Raw genomic sequence first — 22,470 nt, 5'->3', positions numbered from 1 at the left:
CTCTGCTCACAGGTTGACGCTACGCGCCGGAGTGATGGCACCGTAGTCATTCACGCTCTGCCAGGAAAGCGTACCGCCAGCACCGGCTGGCAGCACCTGCTGTGCCGAGCTTTTCGGCGCAACCATCAGGTTATCCAGCTGCTGCCCGCCCAGCTTCAGGTTGACGAGGGTGATGTAATACGGGGAAGCGTTGCTGACTTTGAGATGGCTGCCCGCGCGCTCAAACCGCAGCTGGGAAAGCGCCTCTTCCGGCTGCATCGCCAGGTTGTTCGGGCGCACAAACAGCTTGATGCGTGAGAGGATCGCCAGCTGCAGCACGTTATTGTTTTCCGTTTTCGCTTTATTCACCGACGGGATCGCCTTCACGTTCATGTAAAAGAGCGATTCGCGATCGGCAGGCAGCGCTGGCCCGGCGTAAATAATACGCAGCGTATTTTCACTGTTCGGCTCGCTGACAAACAGGGGCGGAGTGACGGCAAAGGTTTTTTCTTTTTGCCCGCTCGCATTTTCGATCCACGCGTTAATTAAATAGCGTTCCTGTTTGTTGCTGTTGGTGATCGCCAGCGACGTTTGCTTCGCCTCTGCGGGATAAATAACGCGCGTGGCCCCCAGCGCAATACCGCCGGAAGCATTTGCGCAGGCAGAAACCATCATCAAAATAAACGATAAAAAAAGTCCTGGTTTAATTAGGGTATTCATCACAACCGTACCTTTAATAATGTGTTCGCAGGTGTTATGGATAAATCAACGTAAACCAGACATCCGACTGAATTTTGCCTGGCTCGAGGTGTTCGGAAATAGCCCGATAGCGGGCGCTAAAATGGAACGCGAGCTCGCGGGTATCGATCGGCAGCCAGCTGACGGCCGTGGCATTTGGGATAATCTGACGCTGCTGTTCGTCAAAAAGCGCCAGCCCCACGCCGCTGCTGACGGGCGTTTCACCCGGCCGCGAGGTCGCCAGAAAGACCTGCGGATCTTCTGCGGGCGTCACGCCCTGAAACTGGATCCCCACGGTGCGCGAAACATCAACGCTGCAGTCCAGCAGCCGCACGGTAAAAGGCACGTTAACCGTGGAAAAACTGCCCACACCGGAAAATGAATTGGTTCGGTACTGCCCCATGTCGATGCGCATATTCTGGCTGTCGGGCGCCACGGCGCAGCCGCCGTTTACCAGTTCACCTCTGAGATGAACCTTGCCACCTTCGATCACCACGGTATGCGCCGATGCCGGGCAAGCCATCGCAAGGGTTAACAGCAGTAGTGTTCCAGTCCTTGTCATCCTTCGTTCCTGGCATTAGCGTATGACGGGCCTCGTCCGTGAGGCCTGAACATCCCTGTGCGGAGGAATTACTCGTATTTCATTACGAAGGTGGCGTCAGCGTTTGCCTGGCCTGGCTCAGTGGTGGCAGCCGTTGATTTGTAACGTGCGGTGAACTTCAGGGTGTTGGTCCCTTCGATCAGCGTCTGCGCAGCAGAGAAGGTCGCGCCGTCTGGGGTCAGAACGCTGGATTTGCTGTCGAGGATTTCGATACCCACGCCTTTCGCGGTGTTGTCGTTGTTACCGGAAGTCACGGCCAGCAGGGTTTTGTCGGTTGGGTCGATCTGACCGGTGAACGCAACAGCGGCAGTTTTGGCAACCAGCGGATCGCAATCATTCAGTTCAATGTTGAATGGAATATTAGAGGTGGTGTCGCCCACTTTGGTAAATTTCGCGGTGCGATACTGACCCAGATTAACGGTCTGCTCGGAAGAATCAGTATTTACTGAACAAGCCGCATTAACCAGCTCACCTTTAAAATGTACGGTACCGCCATTTACGGAAACCGGCGCAGCAGGATCTGCTGCATTTGCGGCACCTGCAACCAGGGCCAAAGTAGCAATAACAGTAGAAGCAATGTTGCTGAGTTTCATGTCTATTCCTTTAAAATGTAAATAACCCTTCCCGCGAATAATCGGGAATAAGAAATACGTTCAATTGATTAATTGAAAGCTTATTTCGGAGGAGACAAAGTAGCTCAGGACGCGTTTTTTAAATATGTCAAAACGCTGCCATTTCGCCAGGTCACATCCTAATCCCGCCTAAGAAATTGACCATCCCTTAAGAAGGGTTTTTGCGTCTCACTGATAAAAACGCGTAAAGGGTGACTGACAGCGACGCTCGCTTCTGACAAAATACACGCCATCCCCCCTTTCAAACGTTACAGACGGAATCTTCTCTCTGATGGCAGCAAAGATTATTGACGGTAAAACGATTGCGCAGCAGGTGCGCTCTGAGGTCGCGGAAAAAGTGAAGGCGCGTAAAGCTGCCGGAAAACGCGCCCCCGGGCTGGCCGTTGTGCTGGTTGGCAGCAACCCGGCATCGCAGATTTATGTCGGCAGCAAGCGCAAAGCGTGTGAAGAGGTGGGCTTCGTCTCCCGCTCTTACGATTTGCCGGAAACCACCAGCGAAGCAGAACTGCTGGAACTTATTGACACCCTGAATGCCGATAAAGAAATCGACGGTATTCTGGTTCAGCTGCCGCTGCCGGCGGGTATCGACAACGTGAAGGTGCTGGAGCGTATCGCGCCGGATAAAGACGTGGACGGTTTCCATCCGTACAACGTTGGCCGCCTGTGCCAGCGCGCGCCGCGTCTGCGCCCGTGCACGCCGCGCGGCATTGTGACGCTGCTGGAGCGCTATAACATCGACACCTACGGTCTGAACGCCGTGGTTATCGGTGCGTCCAACATCGTGGGTCGCCCGATGAGCATGGAGCTGCTGCTGGCGGGCTGCACCACCACCGTAACCCACCGCTTCACCAAAAACCTGCGTCACCACGTCGAGAACGCCGATCTGCTGATCGTCGCGGTCGGCAAGCCGGGCTTTATTCCGGGCGAGTGGATCAAAGAAGGCGCGATTGTCGTGGACGTCGGGATTAACCGTCTGGAAAACGGCAAAGTGGTCGGCGACGTGGTGTACGAAGATGCCGCCGCGCGCGCGTCTTACATTACCCCCGTACCGGGCGGCGTAGGCCCGATGACCGTAGCAACGCTGATTCAGAATACGCTGCAGGCGTGCGAAGAATATCACGACGTAGAGGACGCGTAAGATGGCGACTTTTTCATTAGGTAAACACCCGCACGTTGAGCTGTGCGACCTGCTGAAGCTGGAAGGCTGGAGCGAAAGCGGCGCGCAGGCGAAAATCGTTATCGCCGACGGGCTGGTAAAAGTTGACGGCGTGGTAGAAACGCGCAAGCGCTGCAAGATTGTCGCGGGTCAGACCGTGAGCTTTGAAGGACAGAGCGTAACCGTTACGGCCTGAGCCGTTTTATGCCCTTACCCTACCCCTCTCCCACAGGGAGAGGGGATATAAAATCCCCTCACACCTATCGCGGTTATTTATCGATCAACTTCAAATAATCACTATTTCATCTGTTGAAACGTGAGAATTCAGTTGCGCGTTTTTCACTCTTTGCCCACGATAAGTAGAACGTTCTACTAAAACGTTATACTTACAATAACAGCGCCAGAAAAGCGCTACTCGGGGGAAATCAGCATGAGTCTGATATCAGGGTTTGTTAAATCGCTGTCTAAGTTATCGATGATTGGTCGCGCCTTAATGCTGCCAATTTCACTGCTTCCCGCTGCGGGCCTGCTGCTGGCCTTCGGCGATAAGTTCCATCTGCCGCTGATGATGAACGCGGGCGGGGTTATTTTTGATAACCTGCCGATGCTGTTTGCCATTGGCTCCGCCGTGGGTCTGGCGTCAGAATCCGGCATCGCGGCGCTGTCTGCGGCGGTGTCGGTGTTTGTCACGAATATCACCATCAGCACCGTGCTGAGCATCACGCCGGAAATGGCCTCCCAGGGTGGGAAATACGCCATGGTGGTCGGCATCCCGACGCTGCAGATGGGCGTCTTCGGCGGCCTGATCTGCGGTATTCTCGCGGCCTGGTGCTATAACCGCTTCCACACCATGCAGCTGCCGGAGTTCCTGGGCTTCTTCTCCGGCAAGCGCTTCGTGGCCATTGCAACGGCGTTTCTGTCGTTCCTGATGGGGCTGCTGCTGCCGTACGTATGGCAGCATATCCAGGCCGGTATCGACGCGCTCTCCGTAGTGGTTAACGGCGATAATCAGGCGGCATCGACTTTTATCTTCGGTCTGGTAGAGCGCGCGCTGATCCCGCTCGGCCTGCACCACATCTGGTATCCGTCCTTCTGGTACTCGTTCGGGGATTACACCACTCAGGCAGGACAGGTGATCCACGGCGACCAGACCATCTGGTTCAAGATGCTGGAAGAAGGAGTGAAGTCCTTCAGCAGCGACACCTACCAGAATGCCGGTAAATTCATGCAGGGCGAATTCCCGCTGATGCTGTTCGCGCTGCCCGCCGCGTGCCTGGCGATGTATCACGAAGCCCATACGAAGAATAAGAAAATCGCGGCCGGTATTCTGTTCTCTGCGGCGCTGACCTGCTTCCTGACGGGGATCACCGAACCGGTCGAGTTTACCTTTATCTTTGTGGCGCCGATCCTGTACGTCTTTAACGCCATCATGGCGGGCCTGGCCTACATGACCATGTATCTACTGCATGCGCATATCGCCAAGTCGTTCTCCGCAGGCTTTATCGACTATCTGTCATTCGGGATCCTGCCGTCCTTTAACGGCTACAAGACCAACTTCCTGAATGCGATTATCATCGGCATTCCAATGGGTCTGATTTATTACTTCACGTTCCGCTTTGTGATCCGTCGTTTCGACGTGAAAACGCCGGGCCGCACTGAAGTGACCGCCAACGCGGATGATAAGTCTGATTCAGAACTCGCGACCGAGATCATCACCCTGCTGGGCGGGGCGCACAACATCGACTCCGTCGGCGCCTGTATCACCCGCCTTCGCCTGGAAGTGGCAAAAAGCGAGGTGGTCGATAAGGACGGCCTGAACGGACTCGGCGCGCGCGGCGTGGTCTTCGTCGGCGACAACGGTATTCAGGTGATATTCGGTGCCAGAGCACAGTTTATCGCCCAGACCATGTCCACCATGATCGGCAAATAATAAGATGCCTGAACGACGCGTCTCCTGTAGTCTGGGAGACGCATTGTCGTATCTGACTGATAATCGGTGAATTTCAGGGAGCGGTTTTGAAGAAAGTCAGCATTATTGATGTCGCAAAGCACGCGGGCGTGTCGGTCTCAACCGTCTCGCTGGTTTTGCGCCAGAAAGGGAAAATCTCAGAGGCAACGATCGAGAAGGTCAACGCTGCCATCAATACGCTGGGCTATGTTCATAACGTCGCCGCTGCCAACCTCCGCGCCAATACGTCCAATCTGATTGGCCTGATCCTCCGCGACTTTAGCGACAGTTTCTCCATCAAGGTGATGGCGAGCATCGTCCAGGATCTTGAAAAACAGGGGTATATGGTTTTTCTCGGCCAGCCCCAGAACGACCATGACCATCTTGAGCGCTGCCTGCTGTCGTTTAAGCAGCAGGGCGTCGCCGGGGTTATCTATCTGGCCTCGGATACCCGCACCTCCACCCTGCCGGAGCAGATTCGCCGCTGCCCGCTGCCGCTGGTGGTGGTTTCTCAGTCGCTGCTGGATGAAAAATGCAATCTGGTGATGCGCGATAACCGTCAGGCGGCAAATCTGGCGGTGCGTTATCTTATCGAGCGCGGCCATCGCAATATTGCCTACATTGGCGGACGTGAAGGCTGCCTTATCCGCGAGCAGCGCCTTCTTGGTTTTCGCAGCGCGATGACGCAGAACGGGCTGGTCTGGCGCGATGAATACTCTCCGGCCTGCAGCGATGACACCCTGGCAGCGGGTTTCGCCACCCGCCAACTGCTGGAAAAAAACAACACCATCACCGCCCTGCTCTGCCACTCGCCGGATGCCATGATCGGCTCCATCTCCGGTATTCATCAGGTTGGACGAACGGTGGGTAAAGATGTGTTTTTGACGCAGCAGGTCGCGCTGGTCGGTTTCGAAGATATGCTCCACGTTAACCTCACCTCGCCGTCCTTTACCTACGTGTCGTCCGCCAGCGAAGAGACGGGGCGTCAGGCTGCCGGGCTGATTATTCGCACGCTGAAGGAGCCGACGCTGCAAACCCAGCGCATTACGCTTTCCGGACAGCTTATCGCGCGCGAGTCGGCGTAAAAATAAGAATTTGACGCGGATCTGCCGGCGCGGGTTTACTGCTATATTTCCATGATTTGCCATGGATAATCGCAATGCCTACCGTTATTACACACGCCGCTGTTCCGCTTTGTCTGGGCTTAGGCCTCGGAACCAAAGTGATTCCTCCCCGCCTGCTTTTTGCAGGGATTGTCCTCGCCATGCTGCCGGATGCCGACGTGCTGGCGTTCAAGTTCGGCGTCGCGTACGGCAATGTTTTCGGCCATCGCGGCTTTACCCACTCCTTGCTGTTCGCCTTTGTGGTGCCGATACTCTGCGTGCTGACTGGACGACGGTGGTTCCGGGCCAGCCTGACGCGGTGCTGGCTGTTTTTAACCGTGTCATTGCTTTCGCACAGCCTGCTGGATTCGATTACCACGGGCGGGAAAGGCGTCGGCTGGCTGTGGCCGTGGTCAGATGAACGCTTCTTTGCGCCGTGGCAGGTGATTAAGGTCGCGCCGTTTGCGCTGTCGCGCTACACCACGCCGTACGGGCATCAGGTGATCGTGTCGGAGCTGCTGTGGGTGTGGCTGCCGGGAGTCGTGCTGATGGGGTTGCTGTGGTGGAGAAAACGTGGGCGCTGATGCCCTCACCCCGGCCCTCTCCCACGGGGAGAGGGAGAAAACCTAATAATTCCCTCTCCCTTTGGGAGAGGGTTAGGGTGAGGGGAAAATTACTTACGGCGCCAGGTGGTGCCCTGCGGGCCATCTTCCAGAATGATGCCCATCTCGGTCAGACGATTACGCGCCGCATCTGCCGCCGCCCAGTCTTTTGCCTGACGCGCTTCCAGACGCGCTTTGATCAACGCTTCAATTTCCGCCACTTCACCGTCGTCCGCCTGCGCACCGCTCTGCAGGAACGCGTCCGGATCCTGCTCCAGCAGGCCGAGCACGGAGGAGAGCTTACGCAGATGGGACGCCAGCGCATTCGCCGCGGCCATATCTTCTGACTTCAGGCGGTTCACTTCGCGCGCCATGTCGAACAGCACGGAGTACGCTTCCGGGGTGTTGAAGTCGTCGTTCATCACCTCAACAAAGCGGGCTTCGAACGCTTCGCCGCCTGCAGCAGGAACAGACCTGTCGGTTCCGCGCAGCGCGGTATACAGGCGCTCCAGCGCCGAGCGCGCCTGTTTCAGGTTCTCTTCGCTGTAGTTCAGCTGGCTGCGATAGTGGCCGGACATCAGGAAGTAGCGCACGGTTTCCGCGTCGTAATACTTCAGCACGTCGCGCACGGTGAAGAAGTTACCCAGCGATTTAGACATCTTCTCGCGGTCAACCATTACCATGCCGGAGTGCATCCAGTAGTTCACGTACTCGCCGCCGTGGGCGCAGGTAGACTGCGCGATTTCGTTTTCGTGGTGCGGGAACATCAGGTCTGAACCGCCGCCGTGGATATCGAAGTGCTTGCCCAGCTGCTTGCAGTTCATCGCGGAACATTCAATGTGCCAGCCCGGACGGCCTTCGCCCCACGGTGATGGCCAGCTTGGCTCGCCCTCTTTGGACATTTTCCACAGCACGAAGTCCATCGGGTTACGCTTCACGTCAACCACGTCAACGCGCGCGCCGGCCTGGAGCTGGTCCAGATCCTGACGGGAAAGCGAACCGTAGGTTGGGTCCGTCGGCACCGAGAACATCACGTCACCGTTGTCCGCAACGTAGGCATGACCGCGAGCGATCAGCTTTTCGGTGATCTCGATGATTTCGTGAATATGGTGGGTCGCGCGCGGCTCGCTGTCCGGGCGCTGAATATTCAGGGCGTCGAAATCTTTGTGCATTTCGACAATCATGCGATCGACCAGCGCAACGAAGCTTTCGCCGTTTTCATTAGCGCGCTTGATGATTTTGTCGTCGATGTCGGTGATATTACGCACGTATTTCAGGGTGTAGCCCAGAAAACGCAGGTAGCGTGACACCACGTCAAAAGCGACAAAGGTACGGCCATGGCCAATGTGACAGAGATCGTAAACCGTAATACCACACACGTACATGCCGACTTCCCCGGCATGGATAGGTTTAAATTCCTCTTTCTGGCGCGTCATTGTATTAAAGATTTTTAACATCGAAGATTCCATGTAAACACGTGTGTGGTTGAAAACCGGCTATTCTACCCGTAATTCAAACCCGAAGCAGCACACAATGCAAGGTGATCGCATCCTGTGGTTATGCTATAACAAGCCCCTATAGATGACCCGAACGCGGGTCGACGTACCACAATAACGGAACAGGATGCAAAAATGGTTACTTTCCACACTAATCATGGCGATATCGTAATCAAAACCTTTGATGACAAAGCGCCTGAAACAGTTAAAAACTTCCTGGACTACTGCCGCGAAGGTTTCTACAACAACACCATTTTCCACCGCGTGATCAACGGCTTTATGATCCAGGGCGGCGGTTTCGAACCTGGCATGAACCAGAAAGAGACCAAAGAAGCGATTAAAAACGAAGCGAACAACGGTCTGAAAAACACCCGCGGTACGCTGGCAATGGCCCGTACTCAGGCGCCACACTCTGCCACCGCGCAGTTCTTCATCAACGTGGCGGACAACGACTTCCTGAACTTCTCCGGCGAAAGCCTGCAGGGTTGGGGCTACTGCGTATTCGCAGAAGTGGTTGAAGGTATGGACGTGGTTGACAAGATCAAAGCCGTCGCTACTGGCCGCAGCGGTATGCACCAGGACGTTCCTAAAGAAGACGTTGTGATTACAAGCGTGACCGTCAGCGAGTAATTCGTGGCGACACTCTTTATTGCGGATCTGCATCTGCAAACAGAAGAACCGGCGATAACCGCCGGTTTTCTGCGTTTTTTACGCGGTGAAGCGAAAAGCGCCGATGCGCTGTACATCCTGGGCGACCTCTTTGAAGCCTGGATTGGCGACGACGACCCTAACCCGCTGCACCGTGAAATGGCCGCCGCCATTCACGCGCTCGTGGATTCCGGCGTCCCCTGCTACTTCATTCACGGCAACCGTGATTTCCTGATCGGCAAGCGCTACGCCCGCGAAAGCGGCATGACGCTGCTGCCGGAAGAGCAGGTGCTCGACCTCTATGGCCGCAGGGTTCTGATCATGCACGGCGACACGCTCTGCACCGACGATACCGGCTACCTGGCGTTTCGCGCCAAAGTCCACACCCCGTGGATCCAAAAGGTGTTCCTTGCGCTGCCGCTGTTTATCCGTAACCGCATAGCTGCCAGAATGCGCGCGGGCAGTAAAGCCGCCAACAGCAGCAAATCCATGACCATCATGGACGTGAACCCGCAGGCCGTGGCGAGCGTGATGGAAAAGCATGGCGTTCAGTGGTTGATCCACGGTCATACGCACCGTCCTGACGTCCATTCCCTTATCGCCAACGGCGAACCGGCCCATCGCGTGGTGTTGGGTGCCTGGCACACCGAAGGCTCCATGGTCAAAGTCACGCCAGAGGGCGTGGAGCTGATCGCCTTTCCGTTTTAACCCCTCGCACCATCATTCTATTTTTTTGAACAATATCGGCAAATTGTTTCGATTTTAATCAGCCCGTGGTCGGCCTATTATTTATCACATCAGGGCAACACGCCCTATCCCAGATAAAATACTTAAGGAATACGACCATGAAATCTATCAAAACTTTCGTTGCAGTTGCCGCTCTTTCCCTGGTTTCTTTCGGTTCTTTCGCTCAAAGCGTGAGCGCAACCGCCTCTACCCTTGACCGCGCAGAAGCGAAAATTGCCGCGCAGGCCGCCGAGCAGAATGCCTCTTATAAAATCACGAGCGCGAAGGTCAACAACCGCGTGTACATGACCGCAGAACTGACTAAATAAAAACCCTGATTGCCGTGCCGCCAGCGAAGACGTGCGACAGCGACAATACGATGAGGAAGGAACAGAGAATGAAAAACATCAGCATCGTAAGTACCCTGCTGCTGGCAGTCGTGGTGTCCACTGGCGCACAGGCCGCGGAGAATCGCTTCTCCGTGCCAAAATCGGGCTCGAATGCCGACACCAGCATGGTGAATCATATCGATGTCAGCCGCGCGTTCGACAACGAGAACCTGTCCGCAGGGGATCTTCAGTAACATCATATAAAAGACCGCCATCATGCGGTCTTTTTTGTTATCGCTTTCTCGCCATAACTGCTCACCTTTTAACCGCGCAACCGTTTTCCTTGCCCGTATAACATGCTATTCTCTGTGCCCTCGAAAGCAGTGTGTTTCGCACCACAGGAGTTTTAAGACGCATGTCTTCCCGCAATAATCCGGCGCGTGTCGCCATCGTGATGGGGTCCAAAAGCGACTGGGCTACCATGCAGTTCGCCGCCGAAATCTTTGAAATCCTGAATGTTCCGCACCACGTTGAAGTGGTCTCCGCGCACCGTACACCGGACAAACTGTTCAGCTTCGCCGAAAGCGCCGAAGAGAACGGTTATGAGGTGATCGTTGCCGGCGCGGGCGGCGCAGCACATCTGCCAGGCATGATTGCCGCCAAAACCCTGGTGCCGGTACTGGGCGTTCCGGTCCAAAGCGCCGCGTTAAGCGGTGTGGATAGCCTCTACTCCATCGTCCAGATGCCGCGCGGTATTCCTGTCGGCACGCTGGCGATTGGTAAAGCGGGTGCGGCGAACGCAGCCCTGCTGGCGGCGCAAATTCTTGCGACGCACGATAAAGCATTACACCAGCGTCTGGCGGAGTGGCGTAAAGCCCAGACCGACGAGGTGCTGGACAATCCGGACCCGCGGGGTGCGGCATGAAGCAGGTTTGCGTCCTCGGTAACGGCCAGCTAGGCCGCATGCTGCGTCAGGCCGGTGAGCCGCTGGGTATTGCCGTCTGGCCCGTCGGGCTGGACGCCGAACCGGAAGCCGTACCGTTCCACCAGAGCGTGATCACCGCCGAGATCGAACGTTGGCCGGAAACGGCTCTGACGCGCGAGCTGGCGCGTCATAACGCCTTCGTTAACCGCGACGTGTTCCCGATCATCGCCGACCGTCTGACGCAAAAGCAGCTGTTCGACAAGCTCGGTCTGCCGACCGCGCCGTGGCAGCTCCTGTCCGATAAAAGCGAGTGGAATGACGTTTTCGCGATGCTGGGCGAGCTGGCAATCGTGAAGCGCCGCGTGGGCGGCTATGACGGCCGCGGCCAGTGGCGCCTGCGTGCAGATGAAACGGCAGAACTGCCGGACGACTGCTACGGCGAGTGCATCGTTGAGCAGGGCATCAACTTCAGCGGTGAAGTGTCGCTGGTTGGCGCGCGCGGGCACGACGGGCATACCGTCTTTTATCCGCTGACGCATAACCTGCATCAGGACGGCATTCTGCGCACCAGCGTCGCCTTCCCGCACGCCAATGCTGACCAGCAGGCGCAGGCGGAAGATATGCTCTCTGCCATCATGCACGAACTCGGTTATGTCGGCGTCATGGCGATGGAGTGCTTTATCACCCCGTCCGGTCTGCTGATCAACGAACTTGCACCGCGCGTGCACAACAGCGGCCACTGGACGCAAAACGGCGCGTCCATCAGCCAGTTCGAGCTGCACCTGCGTGCAATCACCGACCTGCCGCTGCCGCAGCCGGTGGTGAACAGCCCGTCGGTGATGATCAACCTGATCGGCACCGATCTGAACTACGACTGGCTGAAGCTGCCGCTCGTGCATCTGCACTGGTATGACAAAGAGGTACGCGCGGGTCGTAAGGTCGGTCACCTGAACCTGAACGACAGCGACACGGGCCGCCTGAGCGCCACCCTGGAAGCGATGATCCCGCTCCTGCCGCCGGAATATGCGAGCGGTATTGTCTGGGCACAGTCTAAGCTCAAGTAAGACATCTGCGCCGGGGAGTTGATCTTCCCCTTCCCCGGCGTACAATCCCCGCCCATTGCTGCTGAGTTTTCTTCTGGAACAACCATGAACGATGGAACGGACTATCGCGCGATCTTCGCGTCTGATACCCCTTTAATCGACGTTCGCGCGCCGATCGAATTTGCCCAGGGCGCGATGCCTGCGGCGGTCAACCTGCCCTTAATGAACGACGACGAGCGCGCCGCCGTCGGTACCTGCTATAAACGCCAGGGGCCCGACGCCGCGCTGGCGCTCGGCCATCAGCTGGTAAGCGGCGAGACGCGAGAGGCACGCATCAACGCCTGGCGGGAAGCCAGCCTTGCCCATCCTGAGGGCTTTCTCTGCTGCGCGCGCGGCGGCCAGCGCTCGCATATCTCGCAGGCCTGGCTGAAAGAGGCGGGCGTCGACTACCCGCTGATCCGCGGCGGCTATAAGGCCCTCCGCCAGACGGCGATTCAGGTGACTATCGAGCAGTCGCAAAAGCCGATGGTGCTTATTGGCGGCTGCACCGGAAACGGCAAAACCCTGCTGGTGAAGCAGCACGCGCAGGGCATCGATCTGGAAGGGCTGGCGCACCATCGCGGTTCGTCGTTTGGCCGCACGCTCACGCCGCAGCTTACCCAGGCCAGCTTTGAAAACCACCTTGCGGTTGAGCTCCTGAAAAAAGACGCCGCGCGCTGGGTGCTGGAAGACGAGGGCCGGATGATTGGCTCCAACCACCTGCCGGAGTGCCTGCGCGACCGCATGGCTGAAGCCCCTATCGTTGTCGTCGAAGACCCGTTTGACGTCCGCCTTGAGCGCCTGCGCGAAGAGTATTTCGACCACATGTGGGCGGACTTTTCTGCCGCATACGGCGAGGAAGCGGGCTGGAAAGAATACAGCGAGTATCTGCACCACGGCCTGTTCGCCATTCGCCGCCGTCTGGGGCTGCAGCGGTATGCAGAATTCACCGCACTGTTAGATTCCGCGCTGCTGGAACAGCAACGCTCCGGCAGCACAGAGGTGCACTTCAGCTGGCTTGCGCCGCTGCTGAAGGACTATTACGACCCGATGTACGGCTATCAGCTGGAGAAAAAGGCGGAGAAGATTGTGTATCGCGGGACGTACGAAGAAATTGCTGAGTGGCTTGATCGCTAAAATAAAGCCGGGTGGCGAGGTAAAAGCAAAACGGCAACCAGGGTTGCCGTTTTTAATGTTTGTTCCCTCTCCCAGTGGGAGAGGGTCAGGGTGAGGGCATCAGGCCGCACCCTACAAGACGACCTAGAAGTCGTAACGCAGACGCACCAGGTTCATGTCGCCCAGGTTGTCGGTGCTGGAGGTGAACACGTGTTCGTAATCCACGCGGAAACCGTAATCCAGCTGGATGCTGATACCCACGCCGTTGTCGATGCGCTGGTAGTTACGGCCGTTCACGTACTCAATACGGTCGCCCATGAAGTAAGGCTGGATGGATTTAACCGCGTACTGGCCGACTGGGAACTTGTAGCCCGCAAAGTATTCAATACCCCATGCATCACCCGCAAAGTAGTCGTTAACCGACACTTTTTTGGTGGTCATGAAGTTCTGGTACCAGCCGCCGCCAGCGGAGAAGGTCCAGTTGTCCGGCGTCCAGCTCAGCGCGGTACCGAGGATGTTCTGGTCATAGGTTTTGCTGTCGCCGTTGTCCGGGTTACGCATGTCCGCACGGGTGTAGTTCCACGCGGCGCCCCAGGTCAGATCGGTGGTCAGGTGGTAATCCAGCCCCAGCGAGCCGCCGCCTTTACGCTTGTAGCGCAGGCCGTTGCCCGGCAGGTATTCGCTGTCTTCAAACAGGTAAGATGCGTAGATGTCGGCATCGCCCACGGTTTTCTTATATTTCAGCATCTGGCGTGAACGGTAAGAACCGTCGTAATCGCCGTTGATCCCGTTACCTGGCGCCTGACCGATCATGTCGTAGTCCCAGATATCGGTTTTCGCGCCCACCAAATCATAGTAAACGCTGTTCTGTTGACCGAAGGTCAGCGTACCCCAGGTATCGCTCTTCAGACCGGTGTAGAGCATACGACGCGTGGTGTCGTGTGCGCCGTCGGCGTAGTGGTGATCCCAGTTAAACTGCGCAGGAATATTGACACCCAGCTCGTAGTAGCTGATCCAGCTGATGTCATCAAACAGGTAGTAATCAGCCGCGAAACGGAAACGGGTGCCGCCGTCAAAGCCGTTACGCTTGTAGCTGTTTTTACCGTCGTCGCCGGTCATGTTCTGGAACTGAGGACGAATACTGCCGCCAACGGTAAAGTTCAGGCGGCTCAGCGGGTTACCCGCCTGAGGCTCCTGCTTAAGAACGGTGATTTCCGCCTGAGAAGCGAAGGTAGTCAATGCCACTGCCGCGCCGATCGTTGCCGCCAGCGCTGATTTTTTTATAGTCATTATTTTTCCTTAATAGACACGCTGCTAAATATTTAGCGGGTGAATATTAACTGGAAATAATCGGGCCGTGTGGTCGGGTTTTTAATGTTTTGTGCTACTAAATGAGTGGGTATTATCAGTTTGTGCTATTTAAACGCTGCGCACCGGCATTAAAACCCGGTGCGCAACTATCACCGTGCTAAATCAACTCGCAAACTGACGGAACAGGGCTTTGCCCTTTAACAGCCGCGTGCCGAGCCAGCCTCCGCAGAGAGAAAGCAGCACCGCGCCGCTGAGAGGCAGGATCAACCAGAGACGCCAGTCAGGCTCCCACGGGAAGTCGAAAACCTTTGTCTGCAGCACCGCCAGCGCCGTTTCCGCGCCAATGGCCGCTACCAGACCCGCCACCAGCCCCAGCAGCGCAAACTCGCTCCAGAGCGTCATCCGCAGCAGCCGCTTTCCGGCACCCAGCGTGCGGTAGACCACCAGCTCCTGATGGCGCTGGCGCATGCCCACCTGCACCTGGGCCAGCAGCAACAGCACGCCGCAGAGGGTCACCAGCACCACCATGACCTCCAGCGCGCGGCTCACCTGCTCCAGCACCTGCCCCACCTGCTTCAGGATCGCCCCAATATCCAGCAGGCTGACCGTCGGAAACTCCCGGTTGAGCTGGGTCAGCATGCCGTTGCCATTTTCCCAGCGGAAACTGGTCAGCCAGCTCTGCGGCTGCCCGTCCAGCGCGCCCGGCGGGAAAATAAAGAAGAAGTTTGGCCGCAGGCTTTCCCAGTCCACTTTACGCAGGCTGGTGACTTTCGCGGTAAAATCCTGGGTATCGCCGGTAAAGGTCACGCTGTCCCCGAGCTTCACGTTCAGCCGCGTCGCCAGCCCCTCTTCCATCGACACCTCACCCGCTTTCGGCGGCCAGGTGCCCGCGGTTAGCGGGTTGTGGTCAGGGCGTTTATCCTGCCAGGTCAGGTTCAGCTCGCGGTTCAGCGACTCGTCCTTGTTTCCGTCCGCTGGCTGGCCGTTGATCTGCGTCAGACGCGCGCGCACGATGGGATAGAACGACTCAGGGATAATGTGATGCTCCGACAGGAAGCCCTTCAGCGGCGTGACCTGCTCAGGGGAAATGTTGATCAGGAAATAGTTCGGGCTTTCCGGGGGAAGCTGCTGCTGCCAGCGATCGAGCAGATCGCCGCGCAGCACTAACAGCAGCGCCAGCAGCATAAACGACAGCGAAAACGCCGACAGCTGGCTGAGCGTTGACCACGGCTGATGCAGCAGGCGGTTGACCGCCAGGCGCACGGGCAGCGATTTCACCGTGAGCCGCTTCAGGACGTTAAGCAGTATCCAGCCCAGCACGCCGCACAGCAGCGCCAGCACAACCGCCCCGGCCAGTACCGCCCACAGCAGCGTGCTGCCCCCCATCAGCCACGCCAGCAGCCCCACCGCCACGGCAATAATCACCGGAAGGTAGAACTTCAGCGGCCAGACGTTCGCCACCACATCGTTGCGAAGCACGCGCAGCGGCTGCGTCGCGAGCAGCAGGCGGTACGGGCGTAGCCCCACCAGCAGCGAAATCACCGTCATTGCGCCCATCGCCCACAGCCACGGCCAGAGGCTGGCCGGCGGCAAGGCGGCCGGGAGCACCGGCTTCAGCATCACCATCAGCAGTTTTTCAAACAGCAGCCCGATTATTCCGCCAGTAATCGCGGAGAGGACCAGCAGCATCAGCCACTGGCCGACAATCAGCTTGCGCAGCTGCGCCCTGCCCGCCCCCAGGGTTTTGAGGATCGCCACCAGGTCGTAACGGCTGCGGCAGTAGTGCCCCATCGCCACGGCAACCGCCGCCACCGCCAGCAGCAGGGTCAACAGTGCCGAAAGCAGCAGGAACTGCTGAGAACGTTCAAGTGATTTACCGAGCGCCCCTTCGTCCTGCTCCAGCCCGTACCAGCGGTGCTCCGGCTTGAGCTGCGGCAGAAGCCATTTTTCATACGCGTCAAGCTGGGCAGGCGTGCCGCCAAACTTATAGCGCCAGGTGACGCGGCTGCCCGGCTGTACCGCATGGGTTGCCGCGACATCCGCGGTGTTCATCAGCAGGCGCGGCGCGAGCTGGAAGGGGTTAAAGCCGGAATCGGGCTCCTGCACCACTTCCCCGGCAATGTTGAGGGTGGCGTCGCCGACGTCGATGCTGTCGCCGGGTTTCAGGTTCAGAAGCGCCATCAGACGTGATGCCAGCAGCACCGTGCCGGGCTTTGGCTTCAGCCCTGGCGGGTTGGTCTGCAGTTCGCCGTACATCGGATAGATATCATCGACGGCTTTAACGCTGGCGAGCTGCGGCGTGTCGCCCGCAAAGGTCATGGTCTGGAAGCTTATCTGCTCCCCCACCTTCAGCCCTTGTTTACGCGCTTCGTCAATCCAGCCCGACGGCACCGGGCGGGAGCTTTGCAGCGCCCGGTCACCCGCCATAAACTCCCGGCTCTGCTGGCTAAGCCCTTTTTCCATGCGGTCGCTGACGCTGCCGAGCGCCAGCACGCAGGCCACCGCCAGGCTTAGCGCCAGCCAGACAATCAGCAGCGAGGGCGAGCGCCACTCGCGCCAGAACCAGCGGGTAATCATGCCTCCTCCTGAAGAATACCGTTCACCAGCCGCAGGCGGCGGTCGCAGCGGGCGGCGAGCTGCGGATCGTGGGTGACGAGGATCAGCGTGGTGCCGTGCTCGCGGTTGAGCGAAAACAGCAGGTCGGCAATCCGGTCACCGGTTTTACGGTCAAGGTTACCTGTGGGCTCATCGGCAAACAGGACTTCGGGACGACCGTTAAACGCCCGCGCCAGCGCCACGCGCTGCTGCTCACCGCCGGAAAGCTGTGCGGGAAGGTGGTCGAGACGCTTGCCCAGACCGAGCTGTTCCAGCAGCGCCTTCGCGTGCGCCCGGCTTTCACGGCTGTTTTCACCGCGCAACAGCGCCGGGAGTTCGACGTTTTCCAGCGCGTTCAGGGTTGGGATCAGCATGAAGGACTGGAAGACAAAACCAACGTGACGCGCGCGCAGCGCGGCCCGCGCCTCTTCATCAAGCTGATGCAGCGGTTGCCCGACAAGGTGGACCTCGCCGCTGCTGCCGTCGTCCAGACCGGCCAAAATCGCCAGCAGCGTGGACTTGCCGGAGCCGGATTCGCCAATCAGCGCGATGGTTTCAGCGCGTTTGACAACGAGTTCAACTCCAGTAAGGATGGAAAGCTCGTGTTCCCCCTGACCGACGGACTTCTTAAGATGATGAACTTCAACACTGTTTTCCGCTGGCATTTGCCCTTCCTGTTTTTGATTCTGATGACCTTCCGCGCGGCGGCAGCGGACACGTTACTGGTTCTCGGCGACAGCCTGAGCGCAGGCTATCGCATGGCGGCCAGCGCGGCCTGGCCCGCGCTGCTCAACGACAAATGGCAGAGCAAGACGTCGGTAATCAACGCCAGCATCAGCGGTGATACCTCGCAGCAGGGCCTGTCGCGCCTGCCTGCGCTGCTCAAACAGCATCAGCCGCGCTGGGTGCTGGTGGAACTTGGCGGTAACGATGGATTGCGCGGTTTTCAGCCTCAGCAAACCGAGCAAACGCTGCGCACCATTTTGCAGGATATCAAAGCGGCAAACGCCCAGCCGCTGCTGATGCAAATTCGCCTGCCCGCTAACTACGGTCGTCGGTATAATGAAGCCTTTAGCACGATCTACCCTAAGCTTGCCAAAGAGTTTGATATTCCGCTGCTGCCATTTTTCATGGAAGAGGTCTATCTCAAACCCCAGTGGATGCAAGACGACGGGATCCACCCCAATCGCGATGCTCAGCCGTTTATTGCCGACTGGATGGCAACGCGGCTGGCTCCTTTAGTTAAACATGACTCCTGATTAAGCGGAGATCCTGACAGGTAAAGTTATGCAAAAATCGGTCTTAATTACAGGATGTTCCAGTGGAATCGGCCTGGAAAGCGCGCTCGAAATGAAGCGCCAGGGGTTTCGGGTGCTGGCGGCGTGTCGCAAACCCGACGATGTCGAACGCATGAACGGGCTGGGCTTTACCGGCGTGCTGCTGGATATGGACTCGCCGGAGAGCGTTGAACGCGCCGCCGATGAGGTGATCGCGCTGACCGACAATCGTCTCTACGGGCTCTTTAACAATGCCGGCTACGGCGTGTATGGCCCGCTGGATACGCTCTCCCGCGAAACGCTGGAGAAACAGTTTTCGACCAACTTCTTCGGCGTGCATCAGCTCACCATGCGCCTGCTCCCCGCGATGCTGCCGCACGGTGAAGGGCGCATCGTGATGACATCGTCAGTGATGGGGCTGATTTCCACCCCGGGCCGCGGCGCCTACGCCGCCAGCAAATATGCGCTGGAGGCCTGGTCCGACGCCCTGCGCATGGAGCTGCGCCACAGCGGCATCAAGGTCAGCCTGATTGAACCCGGCCCGATCCGCACCCGCTTTACCGAAAACGTGAACCAGACCCAGGCGGATAAGCCGGTCGAGAACCCCGGCATTGCCGCACGTTTTACCCTCGGGCCAGAGGCGGTGGTGGCCAAAGTGCGCCATGCTTTTGAGAGCGAACATCCTAAAATGCGCTATCCGGTGACGCTGGTCACCCATGCCGTAGGCTGGTTAAAACGCCTGCTGCCGGGCCGGATGATGGACAAAATTTTGCACGGTTGAGTTGAAGCGACGACGCTCATCCCCATGTAAAGAACAAACCGACAAAAGAGAAAGCCGCATGTCCGTACAGAATATCGTCAATATTACAGAAGCTAACCTGCAACAGACCCTTGAACAGTCGATGACCAAACCGGTCCTGTTCTACTTCTGGTCTGAACGCAGCCAACACTGCCTGCAGCTGACGCCGGTGCTGGAAAGCCTTGCCGCCCAGTACAACGGTCAGTTCATTCTCGCTAAGCTGGACTGCGACGCCGAGCCGATGGTGGCGTCTCAGTTTGGTCTGCGCGCCATTCCTACCGTCTATCTGTTCCAGAACGGTCAGCCCGTTGACGGTTTCCAGGGGCCGCAGCCGGAAGAGGCTATCCGCGCCCTGCTGGATAAAGTGCTGCCGCGTGAAGAAGAGCTGAAAGCGCAGGAAGGCATGGCGCTGATGCAGGAAGGTAAATACGACGAGGCGCTGCCGCTGCTCAAAGAGGCGTGGCAGCTGTCGAATCAGAACAGCCAGATTGGCCTGCTGCTGGCGGAAACGCAGATCGCCCTGCACCGTTCAGAAGACGCGGAAGCCGTACTCAAGACGGTTCCGCTGCAGGATCAGGACACCCGCTATCAGGGTCTGGTCGCGCAGATTGAGCTGCTGAAACAGGCCGCGGACACCCCGGAAATTCAGCAGCTGCAGCAGCAGGTTGCCGACAACCCGGCCGATGCCGCGCTGGCAAGCCAGCTGGCGCTGCAGCTGCACCAGGTGGGGCGTAACGAAGAGGCGCTGGAGCTGCTGTTCAGCCACCTGCAAAAAGACCTGGCAGCCGCAGACGGTCAGGCGCGCAAGATGTTCCAGGAAATTCTGGCCGCGCTGGGCACCGGAGACGCGCTGGCATCGAAGTATCGTCGTCAGCTGTACGCGTTGCTCTACTAACAAAAAAATGCCCGGTGGCGCTAACGCTTACCGGGCCTACAAAACAGGCTTAACCCGTTTTCTTTAATTGCGTCACCACCAGCTGGTGACGCGCGTTGTAGAACTTCCGATAGGTCAGGTAACAGGCAATGATGGTTGACAGGCTTGCCGTGGAAAGCAGCATAAACGTCACCATGATCTGATACTTAATCGCTTTGACCGGATCGATACCGGCAAAAATCAGCCCCGACATCATGCCAGGCAGGCTCACCAGCCCCACCGTTTTGGCTGAATCGACCGTTGGGTTCAGCGATGAGCGAATGCTCTCACGAATCAGCCGCGCCGAGGCCACTTTAGGCGTCGCCCCCAGGCTTAATTTCTCCTGAAGCTGCTGCTGTTCACTGCTGAAGCGCTGGCCGAGATTGTTATAACAGAGCCCAACGGCCACCATGGCGTTCCCCGCAATCATCCCGGAGATAGGGATAACCTGCATCGGCGTAAAGGCAATCGAGCCGGAGAGCACCAGCACCGCCAGCGTGAGCGCCGTCCCGGTGGTAATAGCGATAAACGACGAGATAAACGCCTTATCAATGTATTTACTGCGCTTTTTCGCATTCCACGCCGCGTTGAAACAGATAAAGAGCACCATCAGCAGCGTCAGCACAGCGTGGTTGACGTTAAATATATACTTCAGCACATAGCCGACGATGATGAGCTGAACCACCGCGCGGCAGATACTCCACACAATATCTTTTTCCAGCCCCAGCTTTTCCCGATAGCTGACCACAATCGCAATCAGCACCAGCACCATCGAAAACGCCAGTGATTCATTGGTAATGTTATGCTCACCCACGGTTAGCCTCCTGCATTTTCCCGCCGTGCGGCTGAAGCGTAATCACGTCATCCGCATGGGTTATTTCATTAGCGTCGTGCGTCACCCACAGCACGGCAATGTTCTGCTCCCGGGCGTAGCGATGAATAATCTCGTTAACGTTGCGCTTGTTGACGTCATCGAGCGCGCTGGTAATTTCATCCAGCAAAAGCACCTTCGGTAAAAACTGCAGGTTGCGGATCAGCGAGACGCGCTGCTTTTCTCCGCCTGACAGCGCGGTGATGGATTTGGTTAACGTCTCCTGCGCCAGGCCAAAGCGGGCCAGATCGCTGATAAACTTTTCCGGCTCCGGCGTTTTATTGCGGATTTGCCACGGGAAAATCAGGTTGTCATAAACCGTATCGCCAAACAGCGCGGGGGTTTGCACGCAGTAGGAGACCTGCTGGCGATAGTTTTCCGGGGACAGGGTTGAGATATCCTGTCCTTCAAACAGAATGGTGCCCTCCGTCGGGCTGAGGAGTGAGGCCACAATTTTCAGCAGCGTGCTTTTACCGCAGCCCGAAGGTCCCGTGATTAATTTAAACTCGCCCGGCGACAGGCTAAACCCGACGTGCTGAAGAATAATATTTTCTCCAACACGAAATCCGATATCCCTGAGATGTAATAGTTCTTTTTTATCGTTCATTACGCTTCCGTTAACCGCTTCGTGTAATAACCGCCTGTAGCATAATCCTTTCGTGCGCACAGAGCGAATAGCCTCACGCTAAAGCAAGTGTTAAACTTTTTGTTTGTTATTTGTCTCCACCATCACTACAGGAAGTAAGCAGCATGGCACATATCTTTTATGAGTTTCCTTCCCTGAAGCCTGGTGTTCCTGATGTCGAAACATTAATGGAAGTCATCAAATCGTCGGAACTCACGCGTTTTGTCATCGGTGCAGAGGTGGTGGATTTTGTTAAGAAGGCGCTTATCGTGAACACCACGATCGGCAGTTTCAAAAATTGCTATTTCGCCTTCGACAACGGGACACACTTCCTGGAATTTGACGGCAAGGGAAAATCCAAACGTTTCAATGAGGTACCCGACTGGTTCGTCTCTCCGGCTGAATTTTCTCGTACCCAGTGGCTTATCAACCACGATCTTGCAGATGTAAAGGCCACCCAATTCATTGACGTGCTGATGTCCTACCCGCTGAAAGAGCGCCGTGCGCACTGTAATTTGTTATTCGGGCTGGATCTGGAAAAGGTGAATGCGGTTCCGGCCGCAGCGTCAGCCGCAGGGAAAATCGGCAATAAAAACGGCAAAACGACCAAACCACGCGTGACCGATCTGGGATCGTTTGAATTGTTCAGCCAGTTCTTTGTGCGCATGAAAACCGCCGTGCTGGCCGATGAGTTTCCCACCCTGCAGGTTCTGACGGGCATGGATAACCTGACTAAAGCGCCGCATAATTTAAAGCAGGGTATCAGAACGTGGTTCAAGGCCATCGCGGGCGACCTTCCCCCTAATAACAAGCGCGTTGAAGCGGGGAATGCCGTTCTGTTCTGCGCCCCCATTCGCGAACAGATCCAGCGTATCGAAGCGCTGGGGCTGGAGAAGTACTACCAGGGATTATCCAAAGCCATTGCCGAAGCGGGTGATGGATTCATCTCTGACTTTACCTATACTTACGAGCAATAAACACACACTTTCACTCATCAC

25 protein-coding genes are annotated in these 22,470 nt (G+C 57.2%); 16 read left to right on the top strand and 9 right to left on the bottom strand.

Translation table 11 applies throughout. The annotated features are described in order from the left end of the window. Positions 1-6: 6 nt before the first annotated feature. From fimC to fimA, 3 genes are all read right to left on the bottom strand, one after another. Positions 7-699, bottom strand: coding sequence for a type 1 fimbria chaperone FimC (gene fimC / locus HB664_RS08490; protein ID WP_032661434.1), 693 nt, complete (start codon positions 697-699; stop codon positions 7-9). A gap of 34 nt (positions 700-733) precedes the next feature. After that, positions 734-1,279, bottom strand: coding sequence for a type 1 fimbrial protein subunit FimI (gene fimI, locus HB664_RS08485; protein WP_023310642.1), 546 nt, complete (start codon positions 1,277-1,279; stop codon positions 734-736). A gap of 68 nt (positions 1,280-1,347) precedes the next feature. Next, a complete protein-coding gene (gene fimA / locus HB664_RS08480) occupies positions 1,348-1,911 on the bottom strand; it encodes a type 1 fimbrial major subunit FimA (RefSeq protein WP_023310641.1) in 564 nt (187 codons plus the stop codon). Positions 1,912-2,221: 310 nt separating this feature from the next. On the opposite strand from fimA, the gene folD reads away from it, so the two are divergent. From folD to HB664_RS08455, 5 genes are all read left to right on the top strand, one after another. Then, entirely contained in the window at positions 2,222-3,088 is an 867-nt protein-coding gene (gene folD / locus HB664_RS08475) for a bifunctional methylenetetrahydrofolate dehydrogenase/methenyltetrahydrofolate cyclohydrolase FolD (protein WP_008499332.1), read from the top strand. A 1-nt stretch (position 3,089) separates the two neighbouring features. Next, a complete protein-coding gene (gene ybcJ / locus HB664_RS08470) occupies positions 3,090-3,302 on the top strand; it encodes a ribosome-associated protein YbcJ (protein WP_023334767.1) in 213 nt (70 codons plus the stop codon). A gap of 234 nt (positions 3,303-3,536) precedes the next feature. After that, the gene (locus HB664_RS08465; protein WP_029741054.1) at positions 3,537-5,036 is read left to right on the top strand and encodes a PTS transporter subunit EIIC; all 1,500 of its coding nucleotides are present in this window, start codon (positions 3,537-3,539) and stop codon (positions 5,034-5,036) included. Positions 5,037-5,122: 86 nt separating this feature from the next. Continuing rightward, a complete protein-coding gene (malI, locus tag HB664_RS08460) occupies positions 5,123-6,139 on the top strand; it encodes a Mal regulon transcriptional regulator MalI (RefSeq protein WP_023310638.1) in 1,017 nt (338 codons plus the stop codon). Positions 6,140-6,213: 74 nt separating this feature from the next. Continuing rightward, positions 6,214-6,741: a metal-dependent hydrolase gene (locus tag HB664_RS08455; protein ID WP_039263988.1), complete on the top strand. Its 528-nt coding sequence runs from the start codon at positions 6,214-6,216 to the stop codon at positions 6,739-6,741. Positions 6,742-6,830: 89 nt separating this feature from the next. Here the strand turns inward: HB664_RS08455 and cysS are convergent, their stop codons facing one another. Further along, positions 6,831-8,216 (bottom strand): cysteine--tRNA ligase, encoded by a 1,386-nt coding sequence (cysS, locus tag HB664_RS08450; protein ID WP_029741052.1) that lies wholly within the window; start codon positions 8,214-8,216, stop codon positions 6,831-6,833. Positions 8,217-8,390: 174 nt separating this feature from the next. On the opposite strand from cysS, the gene ppiB reads away from it, so the two are divergent. From ppiB to mnmH, 7 genes are all read left to right on the top strand, one after another. Further along, entirely contained in the window at positions 8,391-8,885 is a 495-nt protein-coding gene (gene ppiB / locus HB664_RS08445; RefSeq protein ID WP_023310635.1) for a peptidylprolyl isomerase B, read from the top strand. A gap of 3 nt (positions 8,886-8,888) precedes the next feature. Beyond that, positions 8,889-9,611, top strand: a complete 723-nt coding sequence (gene lpxH / locus HB664_RS08440; RefSeq protein WP_219940626.1) for a UDP-2,3-diacylglucosamine diphosphatase — start codon at positions 8,889-8,891, stop codon at positions 9,609-9,611. A 137-nt stretch (positions 9,612-9,748) separates the two neighbouring features. Further along, entirely contained in the window at positions 9,749-9,958 is a 210-nt protein-coding gene (locus tag HB664_RS08435) for a YdgH/BhsA/McbA-like domain containing protein (RefSeq protein ID WP_023310633.1), read from the top strand. Between the two features lie 68 nt (positions 9,959-10,026). Further along, the gene (locus tag HB664_RS08430) at positions 10,027-10,212 is read left to right on the top strand and encodes a hypothetical protein (protein ID WP_029741050.1); all 186 of its coding nucleotides are present in this window, start codon (positions 10,027-10,029) and stop codon (positions 10,210-10,212) included. 161 nt (positions 10,213-10,373) lie between these two features. Next, a complete protein-coding gene (gene purE / locus HB664_RS08425) occupies positions 10,374-10,883 on the top strand; it encodes a 5-(carboxyamino)imidazole ribonucleotide mutase (protein WP_023310631.1) in 510 nt (169 codons plus the stop codon). Continuing rightward, positions 10,880-11,947, top strand: a complete 1,068-nt coding sequence (gene purK, locus HB664_RS08420; RefSeq protein WP_032661448.1) for a 5-(carboxyamino)imidazole ribonucleotide synthase — start codon at positions 10,880-10,882, stop codon at positions 11,945-11,947. The genes purE and purK overlap by 4 nt, the downstream gene beginning before the upstream one ends. 84 nt (positions 11,948-12,031) lie before the next feature. Continuing rightward, positions 12,032-13,102: a tRNA 2-selenouridine(34) synthase MnmH gene (gene mnmH / locus HB664_RS08415; protein WP_219940625.1), complete on the top strand. Its 1,071-nt coding sequence runs from the start codon at positions 12,032-12,034 to the stop codon at positions 13,100-13,102. Between the two features lie 123 nt (positions 13,103-13,225). Here mnmH and HB664_RS08410 read toward each other — a convergent pair whose 3' ends face one another. The 3 genes from HB664_RS08410 to ybbA form a co-directional block, all read right to left on the bottom strand. Further along, a complete protein-coding gene (locus HB664_RS08410; protein WP_219940624.1) occupies positions 13,226-14,371 on the bottom strand; it encodes a porin in 1,146 nt (381 codons plus the stop codon). Positions 14,372-14,554: 183 nt separating this feature from the next. Beyond that, positions 14,555-16,969, bottom strand: coding sequence for a putative ABC transporter permease subunit YbbP (gene ybbP, locus HB664_RS08405; protein ID WP_219940623.1), 2,415 nt, complete (start codon positions 16,967-16,969; stop codon positions 14,555-14,557). Continuing rightward, positions 16,966-17,652 (bottom strand): putative ABC transporter ATP-binding protein YbbA, encoded by a 687-nt coding sequence (gene ybbA / locus HB664_RS08400; protein ID WP_023617272.1) that lies wholly within the window; start codon positions 17,650-17,652, stop codon positions 16,966-16,968. The genes ybbP and ybbA overlap by 4 nt, the downstream gene beginning before the upstream one ends. Here ybbA and tesA point away from each other — a divergent pair. The 3 genes from tesA to HB664_RS08385 are packed head-to-tail and all read left to right on the top strand — an operon-like array spanning position 17,623 to position 19,958. Continuing rightward, positions 17,623-18,246 (top strand): multifunctional acyl-CoA thioesterase I/protease I/lysophospholipase L1, encoded by a 624-nt coding sequence (tesA, locus tag HB664_RS08395; protein WP_219940815.1) that lies wholly within the window; start codon positions 17,623-17,625, stop codon positions 18,244-18,246. The genes ybbA and tesA overlap by 30 nt on opposite strands. A gap of 28 nt (positions 18,247-18,274) precedes the next feature. Next, a complete protein-coding gene (locus tag HB664_RS08390; protein ID WP_219940621.1) occupies positions 18,275-19,045 on the top strand; it encodes an SDR family oxidoreductase in 771 nt (256 codons plus the stop codon). Between the two features lie 58 nt (positions 19,046-19,103). Beyond that, on the top strand, positions 19,104-19,958 hold the full coding sequence (locus HB664_RS08385; RefSeq protein WP_023310624.1) for a co-chaperone YbbN: 855 nt from the start codon (positions 19,104-19,106) through the stop codon (positions 19,956-19,958). Positions 19,959-20,007: 49 nt separating this feature from the next. Here HB664_RS08385 and fetB read toward each other — a convergent pair whose 3' ends face one another. Together fetB and fetA are read right to left on the bottom strand one after the other, a co-directional pair. Further along, positions 20,008-20,748 carry an iron export ABC transporter permease subunit FetB gene (gene fetB / locus HB664_RS08380; RefSeq protein ID WP_375156386.1) on the bottom strand — a complete coding sequence of 247 codons (741 nt, stop codon included), beginning with the start codon at positions 20,746-20,748 and terminating at the stop codon, positions 20,008-20,010. 34 nt (positions 20,749-20,782) lie between these two features. Next, entirely contained in the window at positions 20,783-21,454 is a 672-nt protein-coding gene (fetA, locus tag HB664_RS08375; RefSeq protein WP_045887951.1) for an iron efflux ABC transporter ATP-binding subunit FetA, read from the bottom strand. A gap of 143 nt (positions 21,455-21,597) precedes the next feature. On the opposite strand from fetA, the gene HB664_RS08370 reads away from it, so the two are divergent. After that, positions 21,598-22,449, top strand: coding sequence for a hypothetical protein (locus HB664_RS08370; RefSeq protein WP_219940619.1), 852 nt, complete (start codon positions 21,598-21,600; stop codon positions 22,447-22,449). Positions 22,450-22,470: the final 21 nt, after the last annotated feature.

Source organism: Enterobacter sp. DNB-S2 (assembly GCF_019443845.1).
Taxonomy (GTDB): Bacteria; Pseudomonadota; Gammaproteobacteria; order Enterobacterales; family Enterobacteriaceae; genus Enterobacter; species Enterobacter asburiae_B.
Note: the sequence above shows the minus strand (reverse complement) of the source record. Positions and strands in the feature narration are given on the sequence as shown.

What these genes read in the sequence shown, in the direction of transcription:
- HB664_RS08465 (WP_029741054.1), top strand. Translation starts at nt 3,537, where the DNA reads ATGAGTCTGATATCAGGGTTTGTTAAATCGCTGTCTAAGTTATCGATG.
- fimA (WP_023310641.1), bottom strand. Translation starts at nt 1,911, where the DNA reads ATGAAACTCAGCAACATTGCTTCTACTGTTATTGCTACTTTGGCCCTG.
- ybbA (WP_023617272.1), bottom strand. Translation starts at nt 17,652, where the DNA reads ATGCCAGCGGAAAACAGTGTTGAAGTTCATCATCTTAAGAAGTCCGTC.
- fetB (WP_375156386.1), bottom strand. Translation starts at nt 20,748, where the DNA reads ATGGTGCTGGTGCTGATTGCGATTGTGGTCAGCTATCGGGAAAAGCTG.
- fimC (WP_032661434.1), bottom strand. Translation starts at nt 699, where the DNA reads ATGAATACCCTAATTAAACCAGGACTTTTTTTATCGTTTATTTTGATG.
- fetA (WP_045887951.1), bottom strand. Translation starts at nt 21,454, where the DNA reads ATGAACGATAAAAAAGAACTATTACATCTCAGGGATATCGGATTTCGT.
- HB664_RS08435 (WP_023310633.1), top strand. Translation starts at nt 9,749, where the DNA reads ATGAAATCTATCAAAACTTTCGTTGCAGTTGCCGCTCTTTCCCTGGTT.
- HB664_RS08430 (WP_029741050.1), top strand. Translation starts at nt 10,027, where the DNA reads ATGAAAAACATCAGCATCGTAAGTACCCTGCTGCTGGCAGTCGTGGTG.
- folD (WP_008499332.1), top strand. Translation starts at nt 2,222, where the DNA reads ATGGCAGCAAAGATTATTGACGGTAAAACGATTGCGCAGCAGGTGCGC.
- HB664_RS08410 (WP_219940624.1), bottom strand. Translation starts at nt 14,371, where the DNA reads ATGACTATAAAAAAATCAGCGCTGGCGGCAACGATCGGCGCGGCAGTG.
- mnmH (WP_219940625.1), top strand. Translation starts at nt 12,032, where the DNA reads ATGAACGATGGAACGGACTATCGCGCGATCTTCGCGTCTGATACCCCT.
- purE (WP_023310631.1), top strand. Translation starts at nt 10,374, where the DNA reads ATGTCTTCCCGCAATAATCCGGCGCGTGTCGCCATCGTGATGGGGTCC.
- HB664_RS08370 (WP_219940619.1), top strand. Translation starts at nt 21,598, where the DNA reads ATGGCACATATCTTTTATGAGTTTCCTTCCCTGAAGCCTGGTGTTCCT.
- ybcJ (WP_023334767.1), top strand. Translation starts at nt 3,090, where the DNA reads ATGGCGACTTTTTCATTAGGTAAACACCCGCACGTTGAGCTGTGCGAC.
- ybbP (WP_219940623.1), bottom strand. Translation starts at nt 16,969, where the DNA reads ATGATTACCCGCTGGTTCTGGCGCGAGTGGCGCTCGCCCTCGCTGCTG.
- tesA (WP_219940815.1), top strand. Translation starts at nt 17,623, where the DNA reads ATGAACTTCAACACTGTTTTCCGCTGGCATTTGCCCTTCCTGTTTTTG.
- HB664_RS08390 (WP_219940621.1), top strand. Translation starts at nt 18,275, where the DNA reads ATGCAAAAATCGGTCTTAATTACAGGATGTTCCAGTGGAATCGGCCTG.
- cysS (WP_029741052.1), bottom strand. Translation starts at nt 8,216, where the DNA reads ATGTTAAAAATCTTTAATACAATGACGCGCCAGAAAGAGGAATTTAAA.
- HB664_RS08455 (WP_039263988.1), top strand. Translation starts at nt 6,214, where the DNA reads ATGCCTACCGTTATTACACACGCCGCTGTTCCGCTTTGTCTGGGCTTA.
- ppiB (WP_023310635.1), top strand. Translation starts at nt 8,391, where the DNA reads ATGGTTACTTTCCACACTAATCATGGCGATATCGTAATCAAAACCTTT.
- fimI (WP_023310642.1), bottom strand. Translation starts at nt 1,279, where the DNA reads ATGACAAGGACTGGAACACTACTGCTGTTAACCCTTGCGATGGCTTGC.
- HB664_RS08385 (WP_023310624.1), top strand. Translation starts at nt 19,104, where the DNA reads ATGTCCGTACAGAATATCGTCAATATTACAGAAGCTAACCTGCAACAG.
- purK (WP_032661448.1), top strand. Translation starts at nt 10,880, where the DNA reads ATGAAGCAGGTTTGCGTCCTCGGTAACGGCCAGCTAGGCCGCATGCTG.